The 23,024-nt window shown below is 71.3% G+C and carries 19 protein-coding genes; 13 read left to right on the plus strand and 6 right to left on the minus strand.

What is annotated here, in order from left to right; genetic code table 11:
• Positions 1-10: 10 nt before the first annotated feature.
• Positions 11-709 carry a hypothetical protein gene (locus AB0D44_RS14490; RefSeq protein WP_362589587.1) on the minus strand — a complete coding sequence of 233 codons (699 nt, stop codon included), beginning with the start codon at positions 707-709 and terminating at the stop codon, positions 11-13.
• Positions 706-1,980: a type VII secretion protein EccE gene (gene eccE / locus AB0D44_RS14495; protein ID WP_362589590.1), complete on the minus strand. Its 1,275-nt coding sequence runs from the start codon at positions 1,978-1,980 to the stop codon at positions 706-708. The genes AB0D44_RS14490 and eccE overlap by 4 nt, the downstream gene beginning before the upstream one ends.
• Before the next feature lie 305 nt (positions 1,981-2,285).
• Between eccE and eccB the strand changes: the two genes are divergently transcribed.
• From eccB to AB0D44_RS14515, 4 genes are all read left to right on the plus strand, one after another.
• Complete coding sequence (gene eccB, locus AB0D44_RS14500) at positions 2,286-3,875, plus strand: type VII secretion protein EccB (protein ID WP_362589593.1); 1,590 nt, start codon at positions 2,286-2,288, stop codon at positions 3,873-3,875.
• Between the two features lie 11 nt (positions 3,876-3,886).
• Positions 3,887-5,140, plus strand: coding sequence for a type VII secretion-associated serine protease mycosin (mycP, locus tag AB0D44_RS14505; RefSeq protein ID WP_362589596.1), 1,254 nt, complete (start codon positions 3,887-3,889; stop codon positions 5,138-5,140).
• A gap of 213 nt (positions 5,141-5,353) precedes the next feature.
• Positions 5,354-5,704 carry a WXG100 family type VII secretion target gene (locus tag AB0D44_RS14510; RefSeq protein WP_362589599.1) on the plus strand — a complete coding sequence of 117 codons (351 nt, stop codon included), beginning with the start codon at positions 5,354-5,356 and terminating at the stop codon, positions 5,702-5,704.
• A 42-nt stretch (positions 5,705-5,746) separates the two neighbouring features.
• Complete coding sequence (locus AB0D44_RS14515; protein ID WP_362589602.1) at positions 5,747-6,055, plus strand: WXG100 family type VII secretion target; 309 nt, start codon at positions 5,747-5,749, stop codon at positions 6,053-6,055.
• Positions 6,056-6,145: 90 nt separating this feature from the next.
• Here the strand turns inward: AB0D44_RS14515 and AB0D44_RS14520 are convergent, their stop codons facing one another.
• Complete coding sequence (locus AB0D44_RS14520; protein ID WP_362589605.1) at positions 6,146-6,391, minus strand: DUF397 domain-containing protein; 246 nt, start codon at positions 6,389-6,391, stop codon at positions 6,146-6,148.
• 76 nt (positions 6,392-6,467) lie between these two features.
• The gene (gene eccCa, locus AB0D44_RS14525; RefSeq protein ID WP_362589608.1) at positions 6,468-10,436 is read right to left on the minus strand and encodes a type VII secretion protein EccCa; all 3,969 of its coding nucleotides are present in this window, start codon (positions 10,434-10,436) and stop codon (positions 6,468-6,470) included.
• A 196-nt stretch (positions 10,437-10,632) separates the two neighbouring features.
• Between eccCa and eccD the strand changes: the two genes are divergently transcribed.
• From eccD to AB0D44_RS14555, 6 genes are all read left to right on the plus strand, one after another.
• Positions 10,633-12,150, plus strand: a complete 1,518-nt coding sequence (eccD, locus tag AB0D44_RS14530; RefSeq protein WP_362589611.1) for a type VII secretion integral membrane protein EccD — start codon at positions 10,633-10,635, stop codon at positions 12,148-12,150.
• Positions 12,151-12,320: 170 nt separating this feature from the next.
• Entirely contained in the window at positions 12,321-12,608 is a 288-nt protein-coding gene (gene rpsO / locus AB0D44_RS14535; RefSeq protein ID WP_007266917.1) for a 30S ribosomal protein S15, read from the plus strand.
• A 304-nt stretch (positions 12,609-12,912) separates the two neighbouring features.
• Positions 12,913-15,135, plus strand: coding sequence for a polyribonucleotide nucleotidyltransferase (locus AB0D44_RS14540; protein ID WP_362589644.1), 2,223 nt, complete (start codon positions 12,913-12,915; stop codon positions 15,133-15,135).
• Positions 15,132-16,511 carry a pitrilysin family protein gene (locus tag AB0D44_RS14545; RefSeq protein WP_362589614.1) on the plus strand — a complete coding sequence of 460 codons (1,380 nt, stop codon included), beginning with the start codon at positions 15,132-15,134 and terminating at the stop codon, positions 16,509-16,511. The genes AB0D44_RS14540 and AB0D44_RS14545 overlap by 4 nt, the downstream gene beginning before the upstream one ends.
• 31 nt (positions 16,512-16,542) lie before the next feature.
• Entirely contained in the window at positions 16,543-17,295 is a 753-nt protein-coding gene (dapB, locus tag AB0D44_RS14550; protein ID WP_362589617.1) for a 4-hydroxy-tetrahydrodipicolinate reductase, read from the plus strand.
• Positions 17,296-17,310: 15 nt separating this feature from the next.
• The gene (locus AB0D44_RS14555) at positions 17,311-17,763 is read left to right on the plus strand and encodes a hypothetical protein (RefSeq protein ID WP_362589620.1); all 453 of its coding nucleotides are present in this window, start codon (positions 17,311-17,313) and stop codon (positions 17,761-17,763) included.
• A gap of 36 nt (positions 17,764-17,799) precedes the next feature.
• On the opposite strand, the gene AB0D44_RS14560 is transcribed toward AB0D44_RS14555, so the two are convergent.
• Together AB0D44_RS14560 and AB0D44_RS14565 are read right to left on the minus strand one after the other, a co-directional pair.
• Positions 17,800-18,360: a PH domain-containing protein gene (locus AB0D44_RS14560; RefSeq protein WP_362589623.1), complete on the minus strand. Its 561-nt coding sequence runs from the start codon at positions 18,358-18,360 to the stop codon at positions 17,800-17,802.
• Positions 18,361-18,408: 48 nt separating this feature from the next.
• Complete coding sequence (locus AB0D44_RS14565) at positions 18,409-18,648, minus strand: hypothetical protein (protein ID WP_215148807.1); 240 nt, start codon at positions 18,646-18,648, stop codon at positions 18,409-18,411.
• Positions 18,649-18,894: 246 nt separating this feature from the next.
• Between AB0D44_RS14565 and thyX the strand changes: the two genes are divergently transcribed.
• The 3 genes from thyX to AB0D44_RS14580 all read left to right on the plus strand — a co-directional run bounded on the left by thyX (position 18,895) and on the right by AB0D44_RS14580 (position 22,536).
• A complete protein-coding gene (gene thyX, locus AB0D44_RS14570; RefSeq protein WP_362589626.1) occupies positions 18,895-19,635 on the plus strand; it encodes an FAD-dependent thymidylate synthase in 741 nt (246 codons plus the stop codon).
• Between the two features lie 201 nt (positions 19,636-19,836).
• Positions 19,837-20,736 carry a 4-hydroxy-tetrahydrodipicolinate synthase gene (gene dapA / locus AB0D44_RS14575; protein WP_362589629.1) on the plus strand — a complete coding sequence of 300 codons (900 nt, stop codon included), beginning with the start codon at positions 19,837-19,839 and terminating at the stop codon, positions 20,734-20,736.
• Between the two features lie 114 nt (positions 20,737-20,850).
• Positions 20,851-22,536, plus strand: coding sequence for a ribonuclease J (locus AB0D44_RS14580; protein WP_362589632.1), 1,686 nt, complete (start codon positions 20,851-20,853; stop codon positions 22,534-22,536).
• Positions 22,537-23,024: the final 488 nt, after the last annotated feature.

The following is a 23,024-nucleotide window of genomic DNA, read 5'->3' on the forward strand; positions in this document are numbered from 1 at the left end:
CCGCCCGCACTCAGTCGATCCGCCGGGCCGCGCCCAACAGGCCCGTCTCCGCTTCCGTCCCCTGGGTCATCACGAACTGCCGGTCCCGCGGCGTGCACCACAGCGTGACCCCGTCGCCCAGCGTCGGCAGCGACTCCACCGCGGGCCGCGGCAGGTTCATCAGCCGGCCGATCTGCGCCGCCTCGTCCGGCGACACCCGCTGCACGCCCACCAGCGACGACTGCTGGAGCAACCGGGGTGCCGTCGGGCTCAGGTACGGCAGCAGCGTCAGCACCGACTGCCAGGGTCCGGCCACCACGCGCCCGCGCGGCGGCCGCATCCCGCAGTCCCGGACCACCAGCACCGGGCTGCCCGCCGAGGCGCCCTGCGGGGGCACCCGGCCCACCTCGTGCAGGGTCACGCACTGCTGCCCGCCGCCCGCCGACCGGGCCAGCCCGGCCCACACCTGTGCGCGCCCGGTCTCCACGGCCACCCGGGCGCCCGTCGCCGCCGTCCGCAGCGCCAGCACCTGTGCCGTCCACAGACCGCCGATCAGCGTCACCTCGTACGGGGTCGGCCGGTTGACGCCGAGCACGGCCGGGCGCCCCTCGGCGTCCACGCCGATGACGACCCCGTCGTCCCCGACCGGCAGGGCGAGGAGGTCGAGGTCGACGGCGGGCACCACGTGCCGCTCCCGGCGCGGGCCGACCAGCCCGAAACCGCCCCTCATCGCGCACCTCCCAGCGGCAGCGAAGCAAGCAGCCCCGGTACCTGTTCCCGGTCGAGCCGGACCAGGCCGGTCTTCACGCCCCGCGCCGTGCGCTCCAACTCACGCCGTGCGGCGACCAGTTCCTCGTCGCTGCGGCCCGTGACCCGGACGTGTCCGGTCAGCGTCACGCCCTGGCGCTCCGCCGGGGCCATCGTCAGGCTGAAGTTCGTCGCGAGGGCCGGCAGCGAGGTCAGCAGCGCCACGAACTGCGGCAGGGGCGCGGCGCCCGCGCCGCCCAGCTGCGGCCAGCGGCCTATCCAGTACGTGGTGTGCCGCCGGTCGTCGCACCGCCAGGTCCGCGGGGTCTCCTCCGTGCGCCGTCCCGTGCTGGCCGACCGCCCGGCCTGGGTGATGGCCATCGGGTTCGCGCACGAGGAGGTCGCCAGGGCCGCCGTGAGCTCCTGCTCGGTCAGCACGGTCGCCGTGAACCCGGCCCCGGCCAGCCGGCTCGCCAGCTGGTCGGCCGCCCGCACCACACACCGCTGGGCGCCCGCCAGGCCGCCGCCGCGGGCGGTGACCGCCTCGGGACACAGCTCCGGGTCGAGCTTGAGGGCGATCCAGGTGAGCCGTACCGCCGGGGTGCCCGTGCGGGCCTGCAGCGGTGCGTAGTTGCGCGTGGCCATCGACTGGGCGGGCAGGTGCGGGGCCGGGGCGGGCTGGGTGTGCTGCACCAGCTGGGCGGACTCCAGCCGGATGCCGTCCACTTCGAGGACGTCCCGTACGACGCCCAGCGGCAGCGGCCGCGCGCCCCGGTCGGGCCGCAGCGCGGTGGCGTCCGTGTCCACCTGGACGACCGCGGTCAGGAAGGTCCCGTCGCCGATCATGCCGACGGGCCGCCGGTCGCGGTCGCTGAACGTGAGGGTGCGCAGCGCCGGATCGGCCTCGACGAGCGGGGCCAGCCCGGGCTCCGTGCCCGCGGGCACGGTCAGGGACGCGGCCCGGCGCCGCCGCGCGCGCAGGGCGAGCGCGCCGCCGATCCACTCGGGCAGGGACCGCTGGTGCCGGCGTACGACCGCGAGCGTCACCAGGACCAGGGCGAGGGCGCCGGCGGGAACCAGCAGCACCGGTTCGACCACCCACGCCACCAGCAGGACGGCCGAGGCCACTTGGAGCAGTACGAGCTGTTGCAATCGGAACGGACCGAAGCGGCCGGGGCTGGACTTCGGATGGGGCGTCACCCCGCCGCGTGCGGGTGCGGCCGCGCCGGTCTGCGGCTGCGTTGCCGTGGCCATCACTCGCGCACTTCCCCTTTCTCGCCCGGCTGCCGCCGGGAGGTACCCGCGGGGCCGGACCCGCGAGTTCTGCGGGCGCGGCGCAACGGCAGCCGCACGGCCCGGAATCTCCCCGATCCACCCCTACGAGCCCTGATGCCCCGATGGCCCGTGAATACTGCGGTGTGGAAGGCGCGGAGCGGCCACCTCACCCTACCCGGCCCCTGCATACCGTCTGCCAAGAGGCATAGTAGGTGCCCGGTCCGACAAACGAGGCTCGGGGACCGTACTCACCGACCGGGCCGTGCGGGGAGAATCAGGCGGTCATGGCATCACGACGTGATGAGCTCAACGCGTACACCTTTGCGAAGCGGCGCACGGTGGCCGCGTTCCTCCAGCCGTCCGCGACGGGCACCGAGGAGGGCGCTCCGCGCCCGCTGCGCGCGGTCGTCCCGGGCGTGGTCGTCGCCGCGGTCGTGCTCGCCGCCTTCGGCGCCTGGGGCATGTTCAAGCCCACCGCCCCCAAGGGCTGGGCGGACCCCGGCACGCAGGTGATCGTCGGCAAGCAGTCGACGACCCGCTACGTCGTCCTGACGACGAAGGTGAACGGCAAGGACCAGACCCGCCTGCACCCGGTGCTGAACCTCGCCTCCGCCCGACTCCTGCTCGATCCCTCGAAGTTCAAGGTGATCCAGGTCGACGACAAGGTCCTGGACGCGGGCAAGCCCCCGCGCGGCCCCATCATCGGCATCCCGTACGCCCCCGACCGGCTCCCCGCCAAGGAGGACGCGGCCAAGGCCAAGCGCTGGGCCGTCTGCCAGCAGCCCGGCGGCAACGGCCGGGGGGTGCAGACCGCCACCTTCGTGCTCGCCGACCGTGAGACGCACCTGACGGACGACGAGCGCAGGCTGACCGACACCCAGACGCTGTACGTGCAGAGCACCGGCGCGGGCAAGGAGCGCTACCTGGTCGACGCGACCGGCACCAAGTACAAGTTCCCCGAGGGCACACCGGCAGCGGGCACGATGACCAACGCCCTGGTCGGTACGGGCGCCACCCCGCAGCCGGTCACCGAGCAGTGGCTGGCCACCCTCAACTCCGGTGACGACCTGTCCTTCCCGCAGCTGCCCGGCAAGGCCGGCGCCAACGCCGACGTCAAGGGCTTGGTCACCGCGGACAACAAGGTCGGCATGGTGCTCCGGGCGCAGACGGGCTCGGGCACCCAGCACTACGTGGTCCTGCCCGGGAAGGTCGCGCCGGTCTCCGAGTTCGTCGCGTGGCTGCTGATCTCCGCGCCCGCGACCGACGGCCTCAACATGCACGGCAAGGCCCGTGAGGTCGACCTCCAGGCCCTCAGCCCGGACCCCGCCCCGTTCGGCGGCGACCTCAAGTGGCCCCGGCGCAAGGCGGAGGTGGTCAACCAGAGCGCACCGGCAGCCGCGCCCCAGGCCGGTGGCCCCGCCGGCCGCGACACCGTCTGCAACGTCCTGCGCGCGGTCGACGGCCAGGGCAACCAGACGCTGAGCACCTGGGCCGGCACCGGCTTCCCCATCGACATCACCGCCAGCGGCACCAGCGCGTACGTCACCCCGGGCTCGGGGCTGCTCTACACGCAGATCCAGGGCAAGCAGACGACGGCCGGCGGCTCCCTCTTCCTGGTCACCGACACGGGCCTGCGCTACGCCGTCCAGGCCAACGGCGACAGCGACGCCGAGCAGTCGAAGATCGGCGCCCCCGACCAGCAGGCGAAGGGCGGCGCGGGAGGAGCACCCGGCGCCCCCGAACCCAGTCAGGCGCAGGTCCGCCTCGGCTACGCGGGCGTGACCCCGGCCATGGTGCCCATCGCCTGGTCGGAGTTCCTCTCCAAGGGGCCGCGGCTGGACACCAACTCCGCACGCCAGCCGCAGGGTTCCTGAGGTAGCCGACGATGAACCAGCTCCCCGGGCGGCGGCGCGCTCCGCTCGCCGCCGCCCTCGCCCTCCTCGGGGTCTGCGCCGCCGCGCCCGCCGCCGGCGCAGCCGCCCCCGCGCCCGAGCCCCCGTACGCCGCGCGCCTCGACGGCGCCGGCGAGTGCACCTTCCCCATGAAAAAGCAGATCGCGGACCGCCCCTGGGCCCTCCAAAGGCTCCTCCTCGACGAGCTGTGGGCGCACACCAAGGGCAAGGACAAGAACGGCAACAGCGTCCGCGTCGCGGTCATCGACACCGGTGTGGACCGGGCCAATCCCCAGCTGAGCGGCGCCCTCGACGTCGGCGCCGGCAAGGACCTGATCGACCCGAAGGGCGGCGACGGCACGAACGACACCGTCGGCCACGGCACCAAGGTCGCCGGACTGATCGCGGCCCGCCCCCAGGAGGGCACCGGGTTCGTCGGCCTGGCCCCGGACGCCACCATCATCCCGATCCGGCAGAACGACGGGCAGGGCAAGGGCAACGCCCTCTCGCTCAGCCAGGCGATCGACCACGCGGTGGCCAAGGGCGCCCAGGTCATCAACATCTCCCAGGACACCGACGTACCGCTGACCGCGGACTCCGAGCTCGGCAAGTCCGTCCAGAAGGCCCTCGACGCCAAGGTCGTCGTGATCGCCTCGGCGGGCAACGACGGCATCAGCGGCGAGAAGCGCAAGACCTACCCGGCGGCCTTCCCCGGCGTCCTCGCGGTGGGCGCCTCGGACCGCAACAACGAGCGTGCCGCGTTCTCCCAGCCCGGCGACTTCATCGGGGTGGCCGCGCCCGGCGTCGACATGGTCTCCACGGTCCCGGGCTTCGGCCAGTGCATCGACAACGGCACCAGCTTCTCGGCCCCGTACGTCGCCGGCGTCGCAGCCCTGCTCCGCGCCAAACACGGGGACTGGTCGGCGCAGCAGATCGTCTGGCAGATCCAGAACACCGCGGAGCGCTCGGTCAAGGGCCGCGACGACTACGTCGGCTGGGGCGTCGTCGACCCGGTGCGCGCGCTCAGCCAGGACCGGGAGGTCCCGAAGGCGCCGGTCCCCGACCCCGGCCCGCCCCCGGCCGCCGCTCCGGAGGCGGCCGCGCTGCAGCTCACCGAGACGGCCCGGGAGCGCGAGGAGCGGTTGGGCACGTACGCTCTCGGCATCGGCGCCGTCGTCATCGCCGTCATCGCGGGCACGGCGACCGTCGTCCGGGATGCCCGCGGCCGCCGACGCCGTTTGCAGTGAACGGGGACGGTCCATCTGGGGAAGCAACCCACTGGTGTTGGGCCGTGAGGCTGAACTGACTAGAGTGACGGCAGGCTTCACGAATGTGATCGGGGGATCGCGTGGAGCGGAGGGGGATGTCCGGGGCGCGCGGTTCAACACCGCGCCGGGACCGTCCGCTCCGCCGCGCAATCCGCCGGTTCTGCCGGCGAATTGAGAAGTGAGGAGCTTCGGATGAGCACGAACACCTTCGGGCTGGCGGACGATCCGGTCGTCAAGGCGGCCAACAGGATCTCCGAGACGGCCAACGCCGTCACCACCCAGGCCCGCGAGCTGGCCGACATCATCGCCACCGTCAGCGCCGGCTGGACCGGTGTCGGCGCCGCCGGATTCGCCAAGGCCCAGTCGGACCTCAACGTCGAGCACGACGAGATCCGCCGCCTGCTCGGCGTGCTGCACAACGCCGTCTCCCAGACCAAGAACCTGAGCAACGCCCAGGACGAGGACGTGCGCGCGGCGTTCCGCGCCGTGGCCCCCGCCGGCGGCGGCACGGGCGGCGCCCGGTCCGGCCTCGAGAACATCTGACCGGCGTCGTTCCCAGTCACCACCAGAGCGAAGGAGAAGATCATGTCGGGAAATGACGGCAACACCCGGGTACGGTACGAGACCGTTCAGCAGATGGCGGACCGCATCCGCGTCGTGTCGAACAACATCATCAAGGACCTGGCCGAGATGGAGCAGGCCGTGAAGGTGGTCACCGACACCTGGGACGGTGAGGCGCACCGCGAGTACGTGGTCCTCCAGAAGAAGTACCGGCGCATCGCCGACGAGATGCAGAAGAAGCTGGAGACGGTCGCCAAGCTCATCGAGCAGGGCAAGGGCGACTACCGCGCCACCGACGTGAAGGCCTCGCGCCTGTTCACCGAGGCCTACTGAGCCCGGGCCCGCAGCCCGTACGCGCCGAGGGGGCGCGCCCGCACCCGGGCGCGCCCCCTCGGCGCGTACTGCCGTCCGTCCCGGTCCGCCTCAGGGCCGGTGGCGGTCGAGGTCGAACTCCCCGTCCCGGGCCCCGAGCACGAAGGCCTCCCACTCGGCCGCGGTGTACCGCAGCACCGTGTCCCGGTCCAGCGAGGACCGCATGGCCACCGCACCCTCGGGCAGCCGGGCGATCTCGACCCGCTCCTCCTCGGGGGTGGTCCCGGGCGGTCCCTCCCACTCCACGCCGCTGATGTCGAGCGCGTACAGCTCGTCCTTCTCCTGCTGGGTGCCCATGTGCGGCCTTTCCCCTCGGTGGCGCGGTCTTCACCGCCGATTATCGGCCCTGTGCGGCCCGGGAGGACGGGTTTGCTCACATCTCCGGCATCCGCCCGAGCTGCACCAGCGAGGTGCCCCGCCGGCGCGAGACGAAGTACCCCCGGCCCGGCGGCATCGGACGCGGCCGCACGTTGCCGACCAGGTCGCCCTCGGAGGGGTCACCGGACAGGACGATGCCCTGCGCGCCCAGCTCCTTGATCCGCTGCATGAACGGCTCGTACATCGACCGCGAGGCACCCGCCGAGTTCCGCGCGATGATGAAGCGCACGCCCGTGTCCCGGGCGAAGGGCAGGAAGTCCACCAGCGGCGCCAGCGGATTGCCCTGGCTCGTGGCCACCAGGTCGAAGTCGTCGATGACGATGAACACGTCCGGCCCGGTCCACCAGCTGCGGTCGCGCAACTGCTGCGGAGTGACGTCGTCCGGCGGCTGCCGCCGGGCGAACACCCCGCCCAGCGCCTCCATGTGCATCTGCAGCGAGCTCGCCATCGGCGCGTACTCCAGCAGGTGCGCCTCCGGCAGCGCCCCCAGCAGGCTCCGCCGGTAGTCGCCCACCACCAGGCGCGCCTGCTCCGGCGCGTAACGCTCCGAGATCTGCCGGGCGATGAGCCGCAGCAGGTTCGTCTTGCCCGACTCGCTCTCGCCGAAGACGAGGAGGAAGGGGTCGGAGTCGAAGTCGACGAACACCGGCTCCAGGTCCGTCTCGTCGATGCCGATCGCGATCCCGCGCCCGGGCCGGTCCCCGCCCCGGGGCAGCTGGTCGGCGTGGAGCAGCCGCGGAAGCAGCCGCACCCCGGGGGCCGCGGGCCCCGCCCAGTGCCGCTTGACCGCGTCCACGAAGGCGGCCGTGGCCTCCGACAGGTCCGCCGGGTCGTGCGAGCCGTCGATCCGCGGGAGCGCCCCCAGGAAGTGCAGCTTCTCGGGCACCTGGCCGCGGCCCGGCATCCCGGTGGGGACGTTCGCCGCGACCTTCCGGTCGAACTCCGAGTCCATGACGTCGCCGAGCCGCAGCTCGAGGCGGCTCAGCATCTGGTCCTTGAGCGCCGCGCGCACCTCCATGTAGCGCGCCGCGGTGATCACCACGTGGATGCCGTAGCCCAGACCGCGGGCCGCGATGTCCGTGACCACCTGTTCCAGGCCCTCGTACTCGCCGCGGAAACCGCCCCAGCCGTCGACGACCAGGAACACGTCGCCCCACGGCTCCCCGGGCAGCTCGCCCGCCGCCCGCCGGCGCCGGTAGGTACCGATCGAGTCGATGTTGTTCGAGCGGAAGAACTCCTCGCGCCGGTTGAGGATGCCCCCCACCTCCGCGACGGTACGGCGCACCCGCTCCGGGTCCAGCCGCGAGGCGATCCCGCCCACGTGCGGCAGTTCGGCGACCGACGACAGGCTGCCACCGCCGAAGTCCAGCCCGTAGAACTGCACTTCGCGCGGGGTGTGCGTAAGGGCGAACGAGGAGATCAGCGTCCGCATCAGCGTGGACTTGCCCGACTGCGGACCGCCGACCACCATCATGTGACCCGCCGCACCCGAGAAGTCCCGGTACAGCACCTCGCGCCGCTGCTCGAAGGGCTTGTCGATGAGGCCGAGCGGTACGACGAGCCCGCCGGGGCGCGTGTACCCCTCCGCGTGCAGCCCCCGCTCGGCGCTCGGAGCCAGCGCCGGCAGCAACTGGTCCAGCGGCGGAGCCTGGTCCAGCGGCGGCAGCCACACCTGGTGCGCCGGCACCCCCTGCCCCTCCAGCCGGCTCACGATCACGTCCAGCACCGTGTCGGCGAGCGCGTCGTCCTCCCGCGCCGACTGCGCCGCCAGGTAGGCGGGGTCGGGAGCCGCGTACACCACCGGCACCGGAGCCGCCGTGAACAGCGCGGGCCGCCGCTCCACCGGGAACAGGCCCACCGACAGGTCGGGCCCGCCCGCGCGGTAGGTGCCCGAGACGTACGCCGCCTTGAAGCGGGTCATCTCGTCCGTACCGAACTTCAGATAGCCCGAACCGGGCACCGACGGCAGGTGGTAGGCGTCCGGCACACCGATCGCCGTCCGCGACTCCGCCGCCGAGAAGGTCCGCAGGCCGATCCGGTACGAGAGGTACGTGTCCAGCCCGCGCAGCTTGCCCTCCTCCAGCCGCTGCGAGGCCAGCAGCAGGTGCACGCCCAGCGACCGGCCGATCCGGCCGATCTGGATGAACATGTCGATGAAGTCGGGCTTCGCCGTCAGCAGCTCGCTGAACTCGTCGATGACCAGCACCAGGGAGGCCAGCGGCTCCAGCGGGGCGCCGGCCGCGCGGGCCTTCTCGTAGTCGTGGATGTTCGCGTAGTTGCCCGCCGCGCGCAGCAGCTCCTGACGGCGCTGCAGCTCGCCGCGGATCGAGTCGCCCATCCGGTCCACGAGCGTGAGGTCGTCCGCCAGGTTGGTGATGACGGCCGCGACGTGCGGCATCTGCCCCATGCCCGTGAAGGTCGCGCCGCCCTTGAAGTCGGCGAGTACGAAGTTCAGCGTCTCCGAGGTGTGCGTGACGGCGAGGCCGAGCACCAGGGTGCGCAGCAGCTCCGACTTGCCGGAACCGGTCGCGCCCACGCACAGGCCGTGCGGCCCCATGCCCTCCTGCGCGGCCTCCTTGAGGTCCAGCATCACCGGGGCGCCGTCCTCGCCGACCCCGATCGGCACGCGCAGCCGCTCACCGGCCGACCGCGGCCGCCAGGTCCGCGCCACGTCCACCGCGGCCGCGTCCCCCAGGTTCAGCAGGTCCGTGAAGTCCAGGTTCGCCAGCAGCGGTTCGTCTTCGTCCCCGCCGCCCGTGCGCAGCGGGGCCAGCTGGCGGGCCAGCGCCTCCGCCGCGGGCAGCGACAGCGTGTCCGGCGTGCCCTCGTAGGCGACGCCCGCGCCCGACTCCAGGCGCAGCCTGCCCGGCCGCACCACGACCGACAGTCCGCCGCGCGGCTCGTCCAGCTCGCCCGCGACCACCTCGACGATGGTGACGCCCTGCAAACCCTCGGCCGCCGCGAACACCGAGTCCGGCGGCACCACACCACCGCGAGGTGAGTTGGCGTCCAGCACGACCACCAGGTGCGGCTGGTCGAGCACCGGGGACACCTCGCGGCTGAACCGCGGCCGCCCCTCCAGCCGGGGCGCCATCAGCGCCTCCAGCTCAGCCAGGTCGTCGCCGAACAGCCGCTTCGTACCGGCCCCGTCCACCTGCCCGGGCACCTGCGTGTGCGGCAGCCACTTCGTCCAGTCCCACGACGGGACCGCACCCGGCGCGGCCACCACGGCCACCACCAGGTCCTCGGGGGAGTGCAGCGTCGTCAGCTGCGCCACCAGCGCCCGCGCCGTACCGCGCGCCGACTCCGGCTCGCCCGACACGGTCACGTGGTAGAACGCCCGGATCGACACCGCCATCGGCAGCCCGTCCAGCGAGGAGTGCACCTTCAGGAAGCGCTGCATCGCGCCCGCCGTCAACGGCTCCAGCTCGTCCACCGGCGCCGTGTCCGGCGCCACCAGCGGAGTCGACAGGCGCTGCGCGCCCAGCCCGAGCCGCGCCTGGCCGAAGTCCGGGTCGCCCACCCGCCGTTCCCACAGCCGCGACCCCTCGGCCACCACCGACCACAACTGGTCCGGCGCCGGGTGCAGGTACAGCTGCGCGTCGCGCTGCGCCCGCGCGGTCCGGCGCACCTGACGACGCGTCTGCGCAAGGTATTTGAGGTAGTCCCGGCGCACATCGGCCATTTGCCCCTGCGTACCCCGGCGGTGCCGCACGAGCTGCGCCACGACCATCGCCACCGTCGACGACAGCATCAGCACGCCCATGATGCGCATGAACGGCGCCGCACCCGGCATGAAGAAGAACACCGCGGAGGAGCCCATGCCGAGCATCGGCAGGAGCTGCATCAGCATGCCCTCCTGCTGCCCCCGAGGAAGTTCCGGCGGCGCCTCCAGCCGCAGCTCGTCCGAAGGCACTTCGGGCGGCAGGGACCGCGGCGGTCGTTTGACGACGATCTGGCTCACCGGAGCATCAATCCCTCGAAAACGGACGGGACACCGCATCCGGCGCCCCCAAGTCCCGGGCACGGAGGGGGTCTCCTCCACGCGTCGGTGATCCTACTTGCCGACAGTCGGGCAAGCGCCCGGTAGGGTGACGCGCGCAGTATGCGCATCCGCGAATCGTCCGCCGCCGCGGGCAGCGACAAGGGGGGTCACACAGGTGAGTACGGCCGGGACGACGGGTTTTTGCAGGGTCACCGTCGTGGCCCCGGACAGCCGGATCGACGTAGCCCTCCCCGAGGACATCGCCGTCGCCGACGTCTACCCCGAGCTGCTGCGACTCACCGGCCAGACCCAGCCCGTCGGCGCCCCGACCGGCTTCCACCTCGTACGGCGCTCCGGCACCGTCCTCGACGGCGCCCGCACCCTCGCCGCCCAGCAGGTCCTCGACGGCGAGGTGCTCAGCCTGCGCCCCTTCGCCGAGTCCCTGCCGCCCGCCGTCTTCGACGACGTCTCCGACGCCGTCGCCTCGGCCGTCGTCCGCGACCGGCACCGCTGGAGCGACGACATGCTGCGCGGCGCCGGCCTGGCCGGAGCCGCACTCCTCCTCGTCATGCTCGGCTTCGTCCTCTGGTACGCGGACCCGCTGCGCCACGACATGCACGGCCTGCCCGGGATCATCGCGGCCGCCGTCGGCGTCCTGCTGACCGCCGTCGCCGGCGTCCGCGCCCGCGTCTACCGCGACCGCGGCTCCGCCGTCGCCCTCGGCCTCAGCGCCCTGCCCCACCTGCTGATCGCCGGATCCGGGATCATCGCCCCCGCCGCCGGCCAGGGCCCCGGCCGGCTCCAGTTCCTGCTGGGCTGCGTCTGCGTCCTCGTCGCCTCCGTGGCCCTGGTCGCGCTCACCCCCAGCGGCGACGCCCCCTTCGTCGCGGCCACCTTCGTCGCCGCCACCGGCACCCTGGCCACCTTCACGGCCATCGCCACCGAGGCCTCCGCGACCGCCACCGCCGCCGCCTGCGCCCCCGTCGCCATCGGCCTGGTCGCCTTCCTCCCCGGCCTCTCCGCCCGCTTCGCCCGCCTGCCGATCGGCTACGCCGCCCCGCAGAGCGCCACCGAGGAGTACGTCGACCACGCAGGGAACCCGGACCGCTACGAGACCGACCCGTACGGCGACCCGTCCGGCTCCGACCAGCACGACCAGGGCGCCCCCCTGGACGCCGAGCAGATCGCCGCCCAGGCCCGCCGCGGCCACGAGATGCTGCTCGGCCTGGTCGGCGGATGCGCCGCGGTCGCCGTGGGGGCCGCCGCCGTCCTCGGCTTCTCCGACAACACCTGGGGCCGGCTGCTGGCCCTCGCCACCGGCCTCGCGATGCTGCTGCGCGCCCGGCTCTTCCGCTACACCTCCCAGGTGGTGTGCGCCCTGGCCGCCGGGCTCGTCGCCGTCGCCCTGCTGATCCTGGGCCTGGCCCTGCACCCGCCGGCCGACCTGGTCGAAGCCCTGGTCCTGAAGCAGGACCACAGCGGCCTGGACCTCCGCACGATCTGGCTGACCGCCGCCGTCGCCGCCGGCGCGGCCCTCCTCGCCGGTATTGCGCTTGTCATCCCGCGCAAGGGTCTGTCACCCTTCTGGGGAAGGCTGCTCGACCTCACCGAGGCGGCGGTCCTGCTCAGCCTGGTCCCCCTGGCCCTGGCCGTGCTGGACGTCTACTCCCGGGCCCGCGCTCTCACCAGCTGAGACGCCGTGACCCGGCAGCCTGGTACGCTGTGTGACGGCCGTTTGTGTACGCGCCCCCGGAACCCTCTGGAGGCTGCGCTCAGCGGACCCCGCCTCCCGAGTTACGGAAGATCCCCAGAGAATTCGACCTGGGGCACTCGGTGGCAACGAAGACCTAACGAGGAGTACGCGTGCCGCTCGACGCCGCTACGAAGAAGCAGATCATCGCAGAGTTTGGTGCCAAGGAGGGCGACACCGGCTCCCCCGAGGTCCAGGTCGCGATGCTGTCCCGCCGCATCTCGGACCTGACCGAGCACCTGAAGACGCACAAGCACGACCACCACTCCCGTCGTGGTCTGCTGATCCTGGTCGGCCAGCGTCGCCGCCTGCTGCAGTACCTGGCCAAGAAGGACATCCAGCGCTTCCGTACGCTGGTCGAGCGCCTCGGCATCCGCCGCGGTGCGGCCGGCGCCAAGTAAAGCGCTGTGGAGGGAGCGGTTCCCACATCCGGGGGCCGCTCCCTTTGCTGTACGTGCGGACCGGACCGGACCCTTTGTAATCTGGAAAGGACGCACGTGCGTGTCTGAGGAAGACGCGCACAACTGAAGAGGAGGAGCGCCCTCCCTACGCCGCCGGTCCTCGGTAGTGGCACCCGGAATGCCCCACGGGCACCGAACCGGGTGCTTCGATCGAAGACCGGCCCCCAGGCCAGGAGCGCTTCTCCGCAACCGTCCACCGCCACACGGGCGGCGGACGGAGACGACGAAAATGGAGAAAACGCTAGTGGAGAACGAGACCCACTACGCCGAGGCCGTCATTGACAACGGTTCCTTCGGCACCCGCACCATCCGCTTCGAGACGGGCCGTCTGGCCCGCCAGGCCGCCGGCTCCGCCGTTGCCTACCTGGACGACGACACGATGGTGCTTTCCGCCACCACCGCGTCGAAGAAGCCCAAGGACCAGCTCGACTTCTTCCCCCTGACGGTGGACGTCGAGGAGCGGCAGTACGCGGCCGGCAAGATCCCCGGCTCCTTCTTCCGCCGCGAGGGCCGGCCCTCCGAGGACGCGATCCTCACCTGCCGCCTGATCGACCGCCCGCTGCGCCCGTCCTTCAAGAAGGGCCTGCGCAACGAGATCCAGGTCGTCGCCACCGTCATGGCGCTCAACCCGGACCACCTGTACGACGTCATCGCGATCAACGCCGCGTCCGCGTCCACCCAGCTGGCCGGCCTGCCCTTCTCCGGTCCGATCGGCGGCGTCCGCGTCGCGCTGATCAAGGGCCAGTGGGTCGCGTTCCCGACGCACACCGAGCTCGAGGACGCCGTCTTCGACATGGTCGTCGCGGGCCGCGTCCTGGAGGACGGCGACGTCGCGATCATGATGGTCGAGGCCGAGGCCACGGAGAAGACCATCGCGCTGGTCAAGGGCGGCGCCGAGGCGCCGACCGAGGAGATCGTCGCCGCGGGCCTCGACGCCGCGAAGCCGTTCATCAAGGTCCTGTGCAAGGCCCAGTCGGACCTCGCCGCCAAGGCCGCCAAGCCCGAGGGCGAGTTCCCGGTCTTCCTGGACTACCAGGACGACGTGTACGAGGCCCTCGCGGCCGCCGTCAAGGGCGACCTTTCCCAGGCGCTGACCATCGCGGGCAAGCAGGACCGCGAGGCCGAGCTGGACCGCGTCAAGGAGATCGCCGCCGAGAAGCTCCTCCCGGCCTTCGAGGGCCGCGAGAAGGAGATCTCCGCCGCCTACCGCAGCCTGACCAAGGCCCTGGTGCGCGAGCGCGTCATCAAGGACAAGGTCCGCATCGACGGCCGCGGGATCACGGACATCCGTACCCTCGCCGCCGAGGTCGAGGCCATCCCGCGCGTGCACGGCTCGGCGCTGTTCGAGCGTGGCGAGACCCAGATCCTGGGCGTCACCACCCTCAACATGCTGCGCATGGAGCAGCAGCTGGACACCCTCTCCCCGGTGACCCGCAAGCGCTACATGCACAACTACAACTTCCCGCCGTACTCCGTCGGTGAGACCGGCCGCGTGGGCTCGCCCAAGCGCCGCGAGATCGGCCACGGCGCGCTCGCCGAGCGCGCCATCGTGCCGGTCCTGCCGACCCGCGAGGAGTTCCCGTACGCGATCCGCCAGGTGTCCGAGGCCCTCGGCTCCAACGGTTCGACGTCCATGGGCTCGGTCTGCGCCTCGACCATGTCGCTGCTGAACGCCGGTGTGCCGCTGAAGGCCCCCGTCGCCGGTATCGCCATGGGCCTGATCTCCCAGGAGATCGACGGCAAGACCCACTACGTCGCCCTCACCGACATCCTCGGTGCGGAGGACGCCTTCGGCGACATGGACTTCAAGGTCGCCGGCACCAAGGAGTTCGTCACCGCGCTCCAGCTGGACACCAAGCTCGACGGCATCCCGGCCTCCGTCCTGGCCGCGGCCCTCAAGCAGGCCCGCGACGCCCGCCTCCACATCCTCGACGTGATGATGGAAGCGATCGACACGCCGGACGAGATGTCCCCCAACGCCCCGCGGATCATCACCGTCAAGATCCCCGTGGACAAGATCGGCGAGGTCATCGGCCCCAAGGGCAAGATGATCAACCAGATCCAGGAGGACACCGGCGCCGAGATCACGATCGAGGACGACGGCACCATCTACATCGGTGCCGCCGACGGCCCGGCCGCCGAGGCCGCCCGCGCCACGATCAACGGCATCGCCAACCCGACCATGCCGGAGGTCGGCGAGCGCTACCTGGGTACGGTCGTCAAGACCACCACCTTCGGTGCCTTCGTCTCCCTGCTCCCGGGCAAGGACGGCCTCCTGCACATCTCGCAGATCCGCAAGCTCGCCGGTGGCAAGCGCGTGGAGAACGTCGAGGACGTGCTCGCGGTCGGCACCAAGGTCCAGGTGGAGATCGCCGAGATCGACCAGCGCGGCAAGCTCTCCCTGATCCCCGTGATCGACGGCGAGGCTGCCGGCGACGAGGCTGACAAGGACGACTCCGACAAGTGATGTCGCGTAGTTCCCGTGTGACGGCCCGCCCCTCTTCGGAGGGGCGGGCCGTCGCCCGTACCCAAACCCTTCTCAAGGGGCAGAACGGCATCGGCACCGTCCGCCGCACCGTCCTGCCCGGCGGACTGCGCATCGTCACCGAGACGCTGCCCTCCGTCCGCTCCGCCACCTTCGGCATCTGGGCGCACGTCGGCTCCCGTGACGAGACGCCCGCGCTGAACGGGGCCACGCACTACCTGGAGCACCTCCTCTTCAAGGGCACCGAGAAGCGCAGTGCCCTCGACATCTCCGCCGCGATCGACGCGGTCGGCGGCGAGATGAACGCCTTCACGGCGAAGGAGTACACCTGCTATTACGCCCGGGTGCTCGACACCGACCTCCCGCTGGCCATCGACGTGGTCTGCGACATGCTCACCGGTTCGCTGATCCGCGAGGAGGACGTCGACGCCGAGCGCGGAGTCATCCTCGAAGAGATCGCGATGACCGAGGACGACCCGGGCGACATGGTCCACGACCTGTTCGCCCAGACCATGTACGGGGACACCCCCCTGGGCCGGCCCGTCCTCGGCACCGTCGAGACGATCAACGCCCTGGGCGCCGACCGGATCCGCCGCTTCTACAAGAAGCACTACGACCCGACCCACCTCGTGGTGGCCGCCGCCGGCAACGTCGACCACAACAAGGTCGTGCGCCAGGTCCGCGCCGCCTTCGAGAAGGCCGGCGCGCTGACCCGCACCGACGCCGAGCCGATCGGCCCGCGCAGCGGCGCCCGGCGCATCCGCACCTCCGGCCGCGTCGAGCTGGTGAACCGCAAGACCGAGCAGGCCCACGTGGTCCTCGGCATGCCCGGCCTGGCCCGCACGGATGACCGCCGCTGGGCGCTGGGCGTGCTCAACACCGCTCTCGGCGGCGGCATGTCCTCGCGCCTGTTCCAGGAGGTCCGGGAGAAGCGCGGCCTGGCCTACAGCGTGTACTCGTACACCTCGGCCTTCGCCGACACCGGCCTCTTCGGCGTCTACGCGGGCTGCCGCCCCAACCAGGTCCCCGACGTGCTGCGGATCTGCCGGGACGAGCTCGACAAGGTCGCCTCCGACGGACTCACCGACGAGGAGATCAAGCGGGCCATCGGCCAGCTCTCCGGGTCGACCGTCCTCGGCCTGGAGGACACCGGCGCGATCATGAACCGCATCGGCAAGAGCGAGCTGTGCTGGGGCGACCAGATGTCCGTCGACGACATGCTGGCCAAGATCGCTTCGGTGACCCCGGACGACGTCCGCTCGGTCGCACAGGATGTACTGGCCCAGCGGCCCTCGCTCGCGGCGATCGGCCCGCTGAAGGAGAAGCAGGCAGCCCGTCTCCACGAAGCGGTTGCCTAGTCCCGTACGCACGTAGAAGGAAGCAGGCAACATGAGCAAGCTGCGCGTGGCAGTCCTCGGCGCACAGGGCCGCATCGGCTCCGAAGCGGTCAGGGCGGTCGAGGCCGCCGAAGACATGGAGCTGGTGGCGGCCCTCGGCCGCGGCGACAAGCTGGAGACGCTGGCCGAGGCCGGCGCCCAGGTCGCGGTCGAGCTGACCACCCCCGCCTCGGTGATGGAGAACCTCGACTTCCTCATCCGCCACGGCATCCACGCAGTGGTCGGCACCACCGGATGGAACGAGGACCGCCTCGCCCAGCTGAACACCTGGCTCGACGCTTCCCCGCAGACGGGTGTGCTCATCGCGCCGAACTTCTCCATCGGCGCCGTCCTCACCATGAAGTTCGCCGCCCAGGCCGCGCGCTACTTCGAGTCCGTCGAGGTCGTCGAGCTGCACCACCCGAACAAGGTCGACGCCCCCTCGGGCACCGCGACCCGTACGGCGCAGCTCATCGCGGCCGCCCGCGCCGAGGCCGGCCTCGGCACCCAGCCCGACGCCACCGCCACCGCGCTCGACGGCGCCCGCGGCGCGGACGTCGACGGCGTCCCGGTGCACGCCGTCCGCCTGCGCGGCCTGCTGGCCCACCAGGAGGTGCTGCTCGGCGGCGAGGGCGAGACCCTGACCATCCGTCACGACTCCCTGCACCACAGCAGCTTCATGCCGGGCATCCTGCTCGGCGCCCGCCGCGTGACGCAGACCCCGGGCCTCACCTTCGGCCTGGAACACTTCCTCGACCTCGGCTGATCCGGTAGTACTCCCATGCGCGCGAAGATCACGTACTTCCTCACGGCCGCCGTCCTGGTCGTCTACTTCGTCCTGGTCGGCAGCCGGGGCCTGATGCTGATCCGGCAGGGTACCTGGCTCACCGTCACCTTCGGGGCGGCCGTGCTGATCCTGCCGGTCATCGGCGTGTGGTTCCTCTGGAAGAACACGCAGTTCGTCACCAGGGCCAACCAGCTCGCGGCCGAGCTGGAGGCCGAGGGCGCCCTGCCCGTGGACGAGCTGGAGCGGGACCAGTACGGCCGGATCCTGCGGGACTCCGCGGACGAGGTCTTCGCGCGCCGCAAGGCCGAGACCGAGGACGCGCCGGGGGACTGGCGCAGCTGGTTCCGGCTCGCCGTCGCCTACCACGACGCCCGCGACACCCCGCGGGCGCGCAAGGCCATGCAGCGGGCGATCGCCCTGCATGACGGGAAGCCCGTACGGGCCTGATTTCCGTACGGGCTCCCGGTGCGCGGGTGGCGCCGGTCAGGCGGGCACGGGCCGGTATTCGTCGGCCCAGGCCCCGACCGTGTCGGCGGCCCGGTCGAAGGCCTCGGCCCGCGACAGGAAGTCGGCGTTGTGGTCGGTCAGCAGCGCCGGCAGCTCCGCGCCGTCACGCGTGGCCACGGTCAGCGCCTGCCCCTGTACGGTCCGCGGCAGCCCGAGCCAGCGCACCGGCTGCTGCACCGTGCGGAGCTCGGTGACCTCGCCCCAGGCGATCGAGCGGGTCCCGAAGAACCCCACCCGGCGCAGTCCCGTACGGCTCACCCAGACTCCCGCGCGCAGCAGCCGCAGCGCCGAGCCGATGACGGCGAGGGCGGCGACGAGGCAGACCGCGGCCCCGCCCCAGGCACCGGCGAAGGCGACGATCATCGTCGACAGCAGCATGAACGCCGACAGCAGGAGCAGCAGCGCCGCGATGCCCACCCGCCAGGGACCCGGCCGGTAGGGGCGCCGCCAGCGGTCGTGGTCGGCATGGGCCGGCACCTCGTCGCCGTCGTCGTCCGCGGGGGACACACCGTCGGCCGTCAGGAAGGGCAGGGGCACGGCTGGACCTCACTCACATGCACGTTCGGTTGGGCTGTGACCGTGAGGCTACCGCCCCTGGGAGGCCTCCGACTGCTGCGACTTCTCCGGTGCCTTGCTCGGCTGCAGTGCGGGCATGCCGAAGACCAGGGAGCCGGCCAGTCCGGCAACCACGGTCAGCCCGACCAGACTACGGGCGGCGAGCTGGGTCTTGCTCAGGCGCTCGCGCGGCGGCGGAGTGACGTTGCTGCGGAAGCGGTCGGCCTCCGCGACGAAGGCGAACGGGACGGGTTCGCGCCGGCTGAACATGGGAGCGGCTCTCCTCACGGTCGGGGCCCTGCGGCCCTGGGGTGGTGGTGTCAGGTGGGCTTGGGTTCTACCGGGTAGGACGTCCGAGCCGCTCGATCGGTGCCCGTTTTCGCCAGGTTCACCAAGTTTTTTGGCGCCGCGTCAGCTCGGTGGACCGGCCGCGGTCCCGAGCGGCCCTGCGCGGGGGGCCGCAGGGGGCGACGTAGAGTGGGCGCGCCCCAGGACGCACGTTTGGAAGGACCCCCGGTGAGCGAGACCGCCGCTTCAGATCTGAAACCCAGCTTCCGCAGTGATGTGACGGTGGAGCTGGTGAAGCACTCCGCCGCCGACTCCGACGTCCTGTGGGCGGCCCGCGTCTCCACGGCCGGCGAGCAGTCCCTCGAAGAGCTGCAGAAGGACCCGGAGCGCTCCAAGGGCCTGATCAACTACCTGATGCGGGACCGCCACGGCAGCCCCTTCGAGCACAACTCGATGACCTTCTTCATCAGCGCCCCGATCTTCGTGTTCCGGGAGTTCATGCGGCACCGCGTGGGCTGGTCCTACAACGAGGAATCGGGCCGCTACAGGGAGCTCGAGCCGGTCTTCTACGTCCCGGACGCCGAGCGGAAGCTCGTCCAGGAGGGCCGCCCGGGCAAGTACGTCTTCGTCGAGGGCACCGAGGCGCAGCAGGAGCTGACCGGCCGGGTCATGGAGGACTCGTACCGGCAGGCCTACGAGGCCTACCAGGAGATGCTCGCCGCGGGCGTGGCCCGCGAGGTCGCCCGCTCGGTCCTGCCGGTGGGCCTCTTCTCCTCGATGTACGCCACCTGCAACGCCCGCTCGCTCATGCACTTCCTCGGCCTGCGGACGCAGCACGAGCTGGCGAAGGTCCCGTCCTTCCCCCAGCGGGAGATCGAGATGGTCGGCGAGAAGATGGAGCAGCACTGGGCGACGCTCATGCCGCTCACGTACGCGGCCTTCAACGCCAACGGGCGCGTTGCCCCGTAAGGCCCCGTTACATGTGTCACGCACACACGTACGACCCAAGTCCTAAGTGTCCGTATTGCGGCGTTTCGTAAAGTTCATCTAGGCTGATCAAACGGACCCGGCACTGCTTGAACCCCCGAGCAGGCAGTGCCGGTGTCCAACACTCGGACCCGCGTCCCCCGAGGGGACACTGCGAGCATGGCAGCGAGTAGCGTGTTACCCATGGCTCCGATCTCGACTCCGCAGACCCCCTTCGGGCGGGTCCTCACCGCCATGATCACGCCGTTTACGGCGGATGGCGCACTCGACCTCGACGGCGCGCAGCAGCTCGCCGTCCACTTGGTGGACGCAGGCAACGACGGCCTGATCATCAACGGCACCACCGGTGAGTCGCCGACCACCACCGACGCGGAGAAAAACGACCTCGTACGAGCCGTCCTCGATGCCGTCGGAGACCGCGCCCACGTGGTCGCCGGCATCGGCACGAACGACACCCGCCACACCCTCGAGCTCGCCCGCCAGGCCGAGCGCACGGGCGCCCACGGCCTGCTCGCCGTGACCCCGTACTACAGCAAGCCGCCGCAGGAGGGCCTCTACCGGCACTTCACGGCGATCGCCGACGCCACCGAGCTGCCGGTCATGCTCTACGACATCCCCGGCCGCAGCGGTGTCCCGATCGAGACGGAAACTCTCGTCCGGCTGGCCGAGCACCCCCGTATCGTTGCCAACAAGGACGCCAAGGGCGACCTCGGCCGCGCCAGCTGGGCCATCGCGCAGAGCGGCCTGGCCTGGTACTCCGGCGACGACATGCTGAACCTGCCGCTCCTGTCGGTCGGCGCGGTCGGCTTCGTCTCCGTGGTAGGCCACGTGGTCACCCCCGAGCTGCGCGCCATGCTGGAGGCCCACCTGGGCGGAGACGTCCAGAAGGCCGCCGAGATCCACCAGAAGCTGCTCCCCGTCTTCACCGGCATGTTCCGCACCCAGGGCGTCATGACCACCAAGGGCGCGCTGAACCTGCAGGGCCTGCCCGCGGGCCCGCTGCGGCTCCCGCTGGTCGAGCTGACCGCCGAAGAGACGGACCAGCTCAAGCGCGATCTCGCCGCCGGCGGGGTACAGCTCTGACAACAGACTTCACAACTGAACAAGCACGACCGAAACAGACAACAGCAAGTGCACGAATGTCATGCGCGCCACGTGCCTTCCGGGGCACGTGGCGCGTGTGGTGAGGAGAGACTTTTGAGCCATCCGCATCCGGAACTCGGTCCGCCGCCGAAGCTGCCCAAGGGCGGCCTGCGGGTCACCCCCCTGGGTGGCCTCGGTGAGATCGGCCGCAACATGACCGTCTTCGAGTTCGACGGCCGCCTGCTGATCGTCGACTGCGGCGTCCTCTTCCCCGAGGAGGAGCAGCCGGGCATCGACCTGATCCTGCCGGACTTCTCGTCCATCCGGGACCGCCTCGACGACATCGACGGCATCGTGCTCACGCACGGCCACGAGGACCACATCGGCGCCGTCCCCTACCTCCTGCGGGAGAAGCCGGACATCCCGCTGATCGGCTCCAAGCTGACGCTGGCCCTCATCGAGGCGAAGCTCCAGGAGCACCGCATCCGCCCCTACACCCTCGAGGTGAAGGAAGGCGAGCGCGAGAACCTCGGCCCCTTCGACTGCGAGTTCATCGCCGTCAACCACTCCATCCCCGACGCCCTGGCCGTCGCGATCCGGACCCCCGCGGGCCTGGTCGTGGCCACCGGCGACTTCAAGATGGACCAGCTTCCGCTGGACAACCGCCTGACCGACCTGCACGCCTTCGCGCGTCTGAGCGAAGAGGGCATCGACCTCCTCCTCTCGGACTCGACGAACGCCGAGGTCCCGGGCTTCGTCCCGCCCGAGCGCGACATCTCGAACGCCATCCGCGGCGTCTTCGCGAGCGCCCAGAAGCGGATCATCGTGGCCTCGTTCGCGAGCCACGTGCACCGCATCCAGCAGATCCTCGACGCCGCCCACGAGTACGGCCGCCGCGTCGCGTTCGTCGGCCGCTCGATGGTCCGCAACATGGGCATCGCCCGCGACCTGGGCTACCTCCGGGTCCCGGCCGGCCTCGTCGTCGACGTGAAGACCCTCGACGACCTTCCGGACGACGAGGTCGTGCTGGTCTGCACCGGTTCCCAGGGCGAGCCGATGGCCGCCCTGTCCCGCATGGCCAACCGCGACCACCAGATCCGGATCGTCCCCGGCGACACCGTGATCCTGGCGTCGTCCCTGATCCCGGGCAACGAGAACGCGGTCTACCGCGTGATCAACGGCCTGACCCGCTGGGGCGCCAACGTCGTGCACAAGGGCAACGCCAAGGTGCACGTCTCCGGCCACGCCTCCGCGGGCGAGCTGCTGTACTTCTACAACATCTGCAAGCCGCGGAACCTGATGCCGGTCCACGGCGAATGGCGCCACCTGCGCGCCAACGCCGAGCTCGGTGCCATGACGGGCGTCCCGAAGGACCGCATCGTCATCGCCGAGGACGGCGTCGTCGTCGACCTGATCGACGGCAAGGCCCGGATCTCCGGCAAGGTCCAGGCCGGCTACGTGTACGTGGACGGCCTCTCGGTCGGTGACGTGACCGAGGCCTCCCTCAAGGACCGCCGCATCCTCGGCGACGAGGGCATCGTCTCGGTCTACGTGGTGGTCGACAGCACCACGGGCAAGGTCGTCAGCGGCCCGAACATCCAGGCCCGCGGCTCCGGGATCGAGGACTCCGCCTTCGGGCCGGTGGCCGCGAAGATCGAGGAAGCCATCGCCAGGGCCGCCGCCGACGGCGTGGCCGAGCCGCACCAGATCCAGCAGCTCATCCGCCGCACGATGGGCAAGTGGGTGTCGGACAGCTACCGCCGCCGCCCGATGATCCTCCCCGTCGTCGTCGAGGTCTGACCCTCGCCGTAGCGACGTCACCGGAGCGGGGCAACCGGATTTGCATCCGGGGGCCCCGCTCCAGTACGTTTACGTCTCCACCCCAGCACGACAACCGGGCACACATGTGTGCCCGTTCGAGTCATGCGGGCGGGTGGGAATCCAGACCCAGGGAGACCTGATAAAGTCTGATCCACCCGAAAGGGAAAGGCCCCCCGAAGGCCATCGGAATTCGAATCCAAACCGGAAACGGCGCGGAATGAATCTGATAGAGTCGGAACCGCCGAAAGGGAAAGCGCGAAAGCGCAGAACCTGGAAAGCGCCGAGGAAATCGGGCCCGAAAGAGTCTGATAGAGTCGGAAACGCAAGAACACAGAACGAAAGCCCGGAGGAAAGCCTGAGAGGGTGAGTACGAAGGAAGCGTCCGTTCCTTGAGAACTCAACAGCGTGCCAAAAATCAACGCCAGAAGTTGATACCCCGTCCACTTCGGTGGATGAGGTTCCTTTGA

Source organism: Streptomyces sp. NPDC048349, assembly GCF_040651925.1.
Classification (GTDB): domain Bacteria; phylum Actinomycetota; class Actinomycetes; order Streptomycetales; family Streptomycetaceae; genus Streptomyces.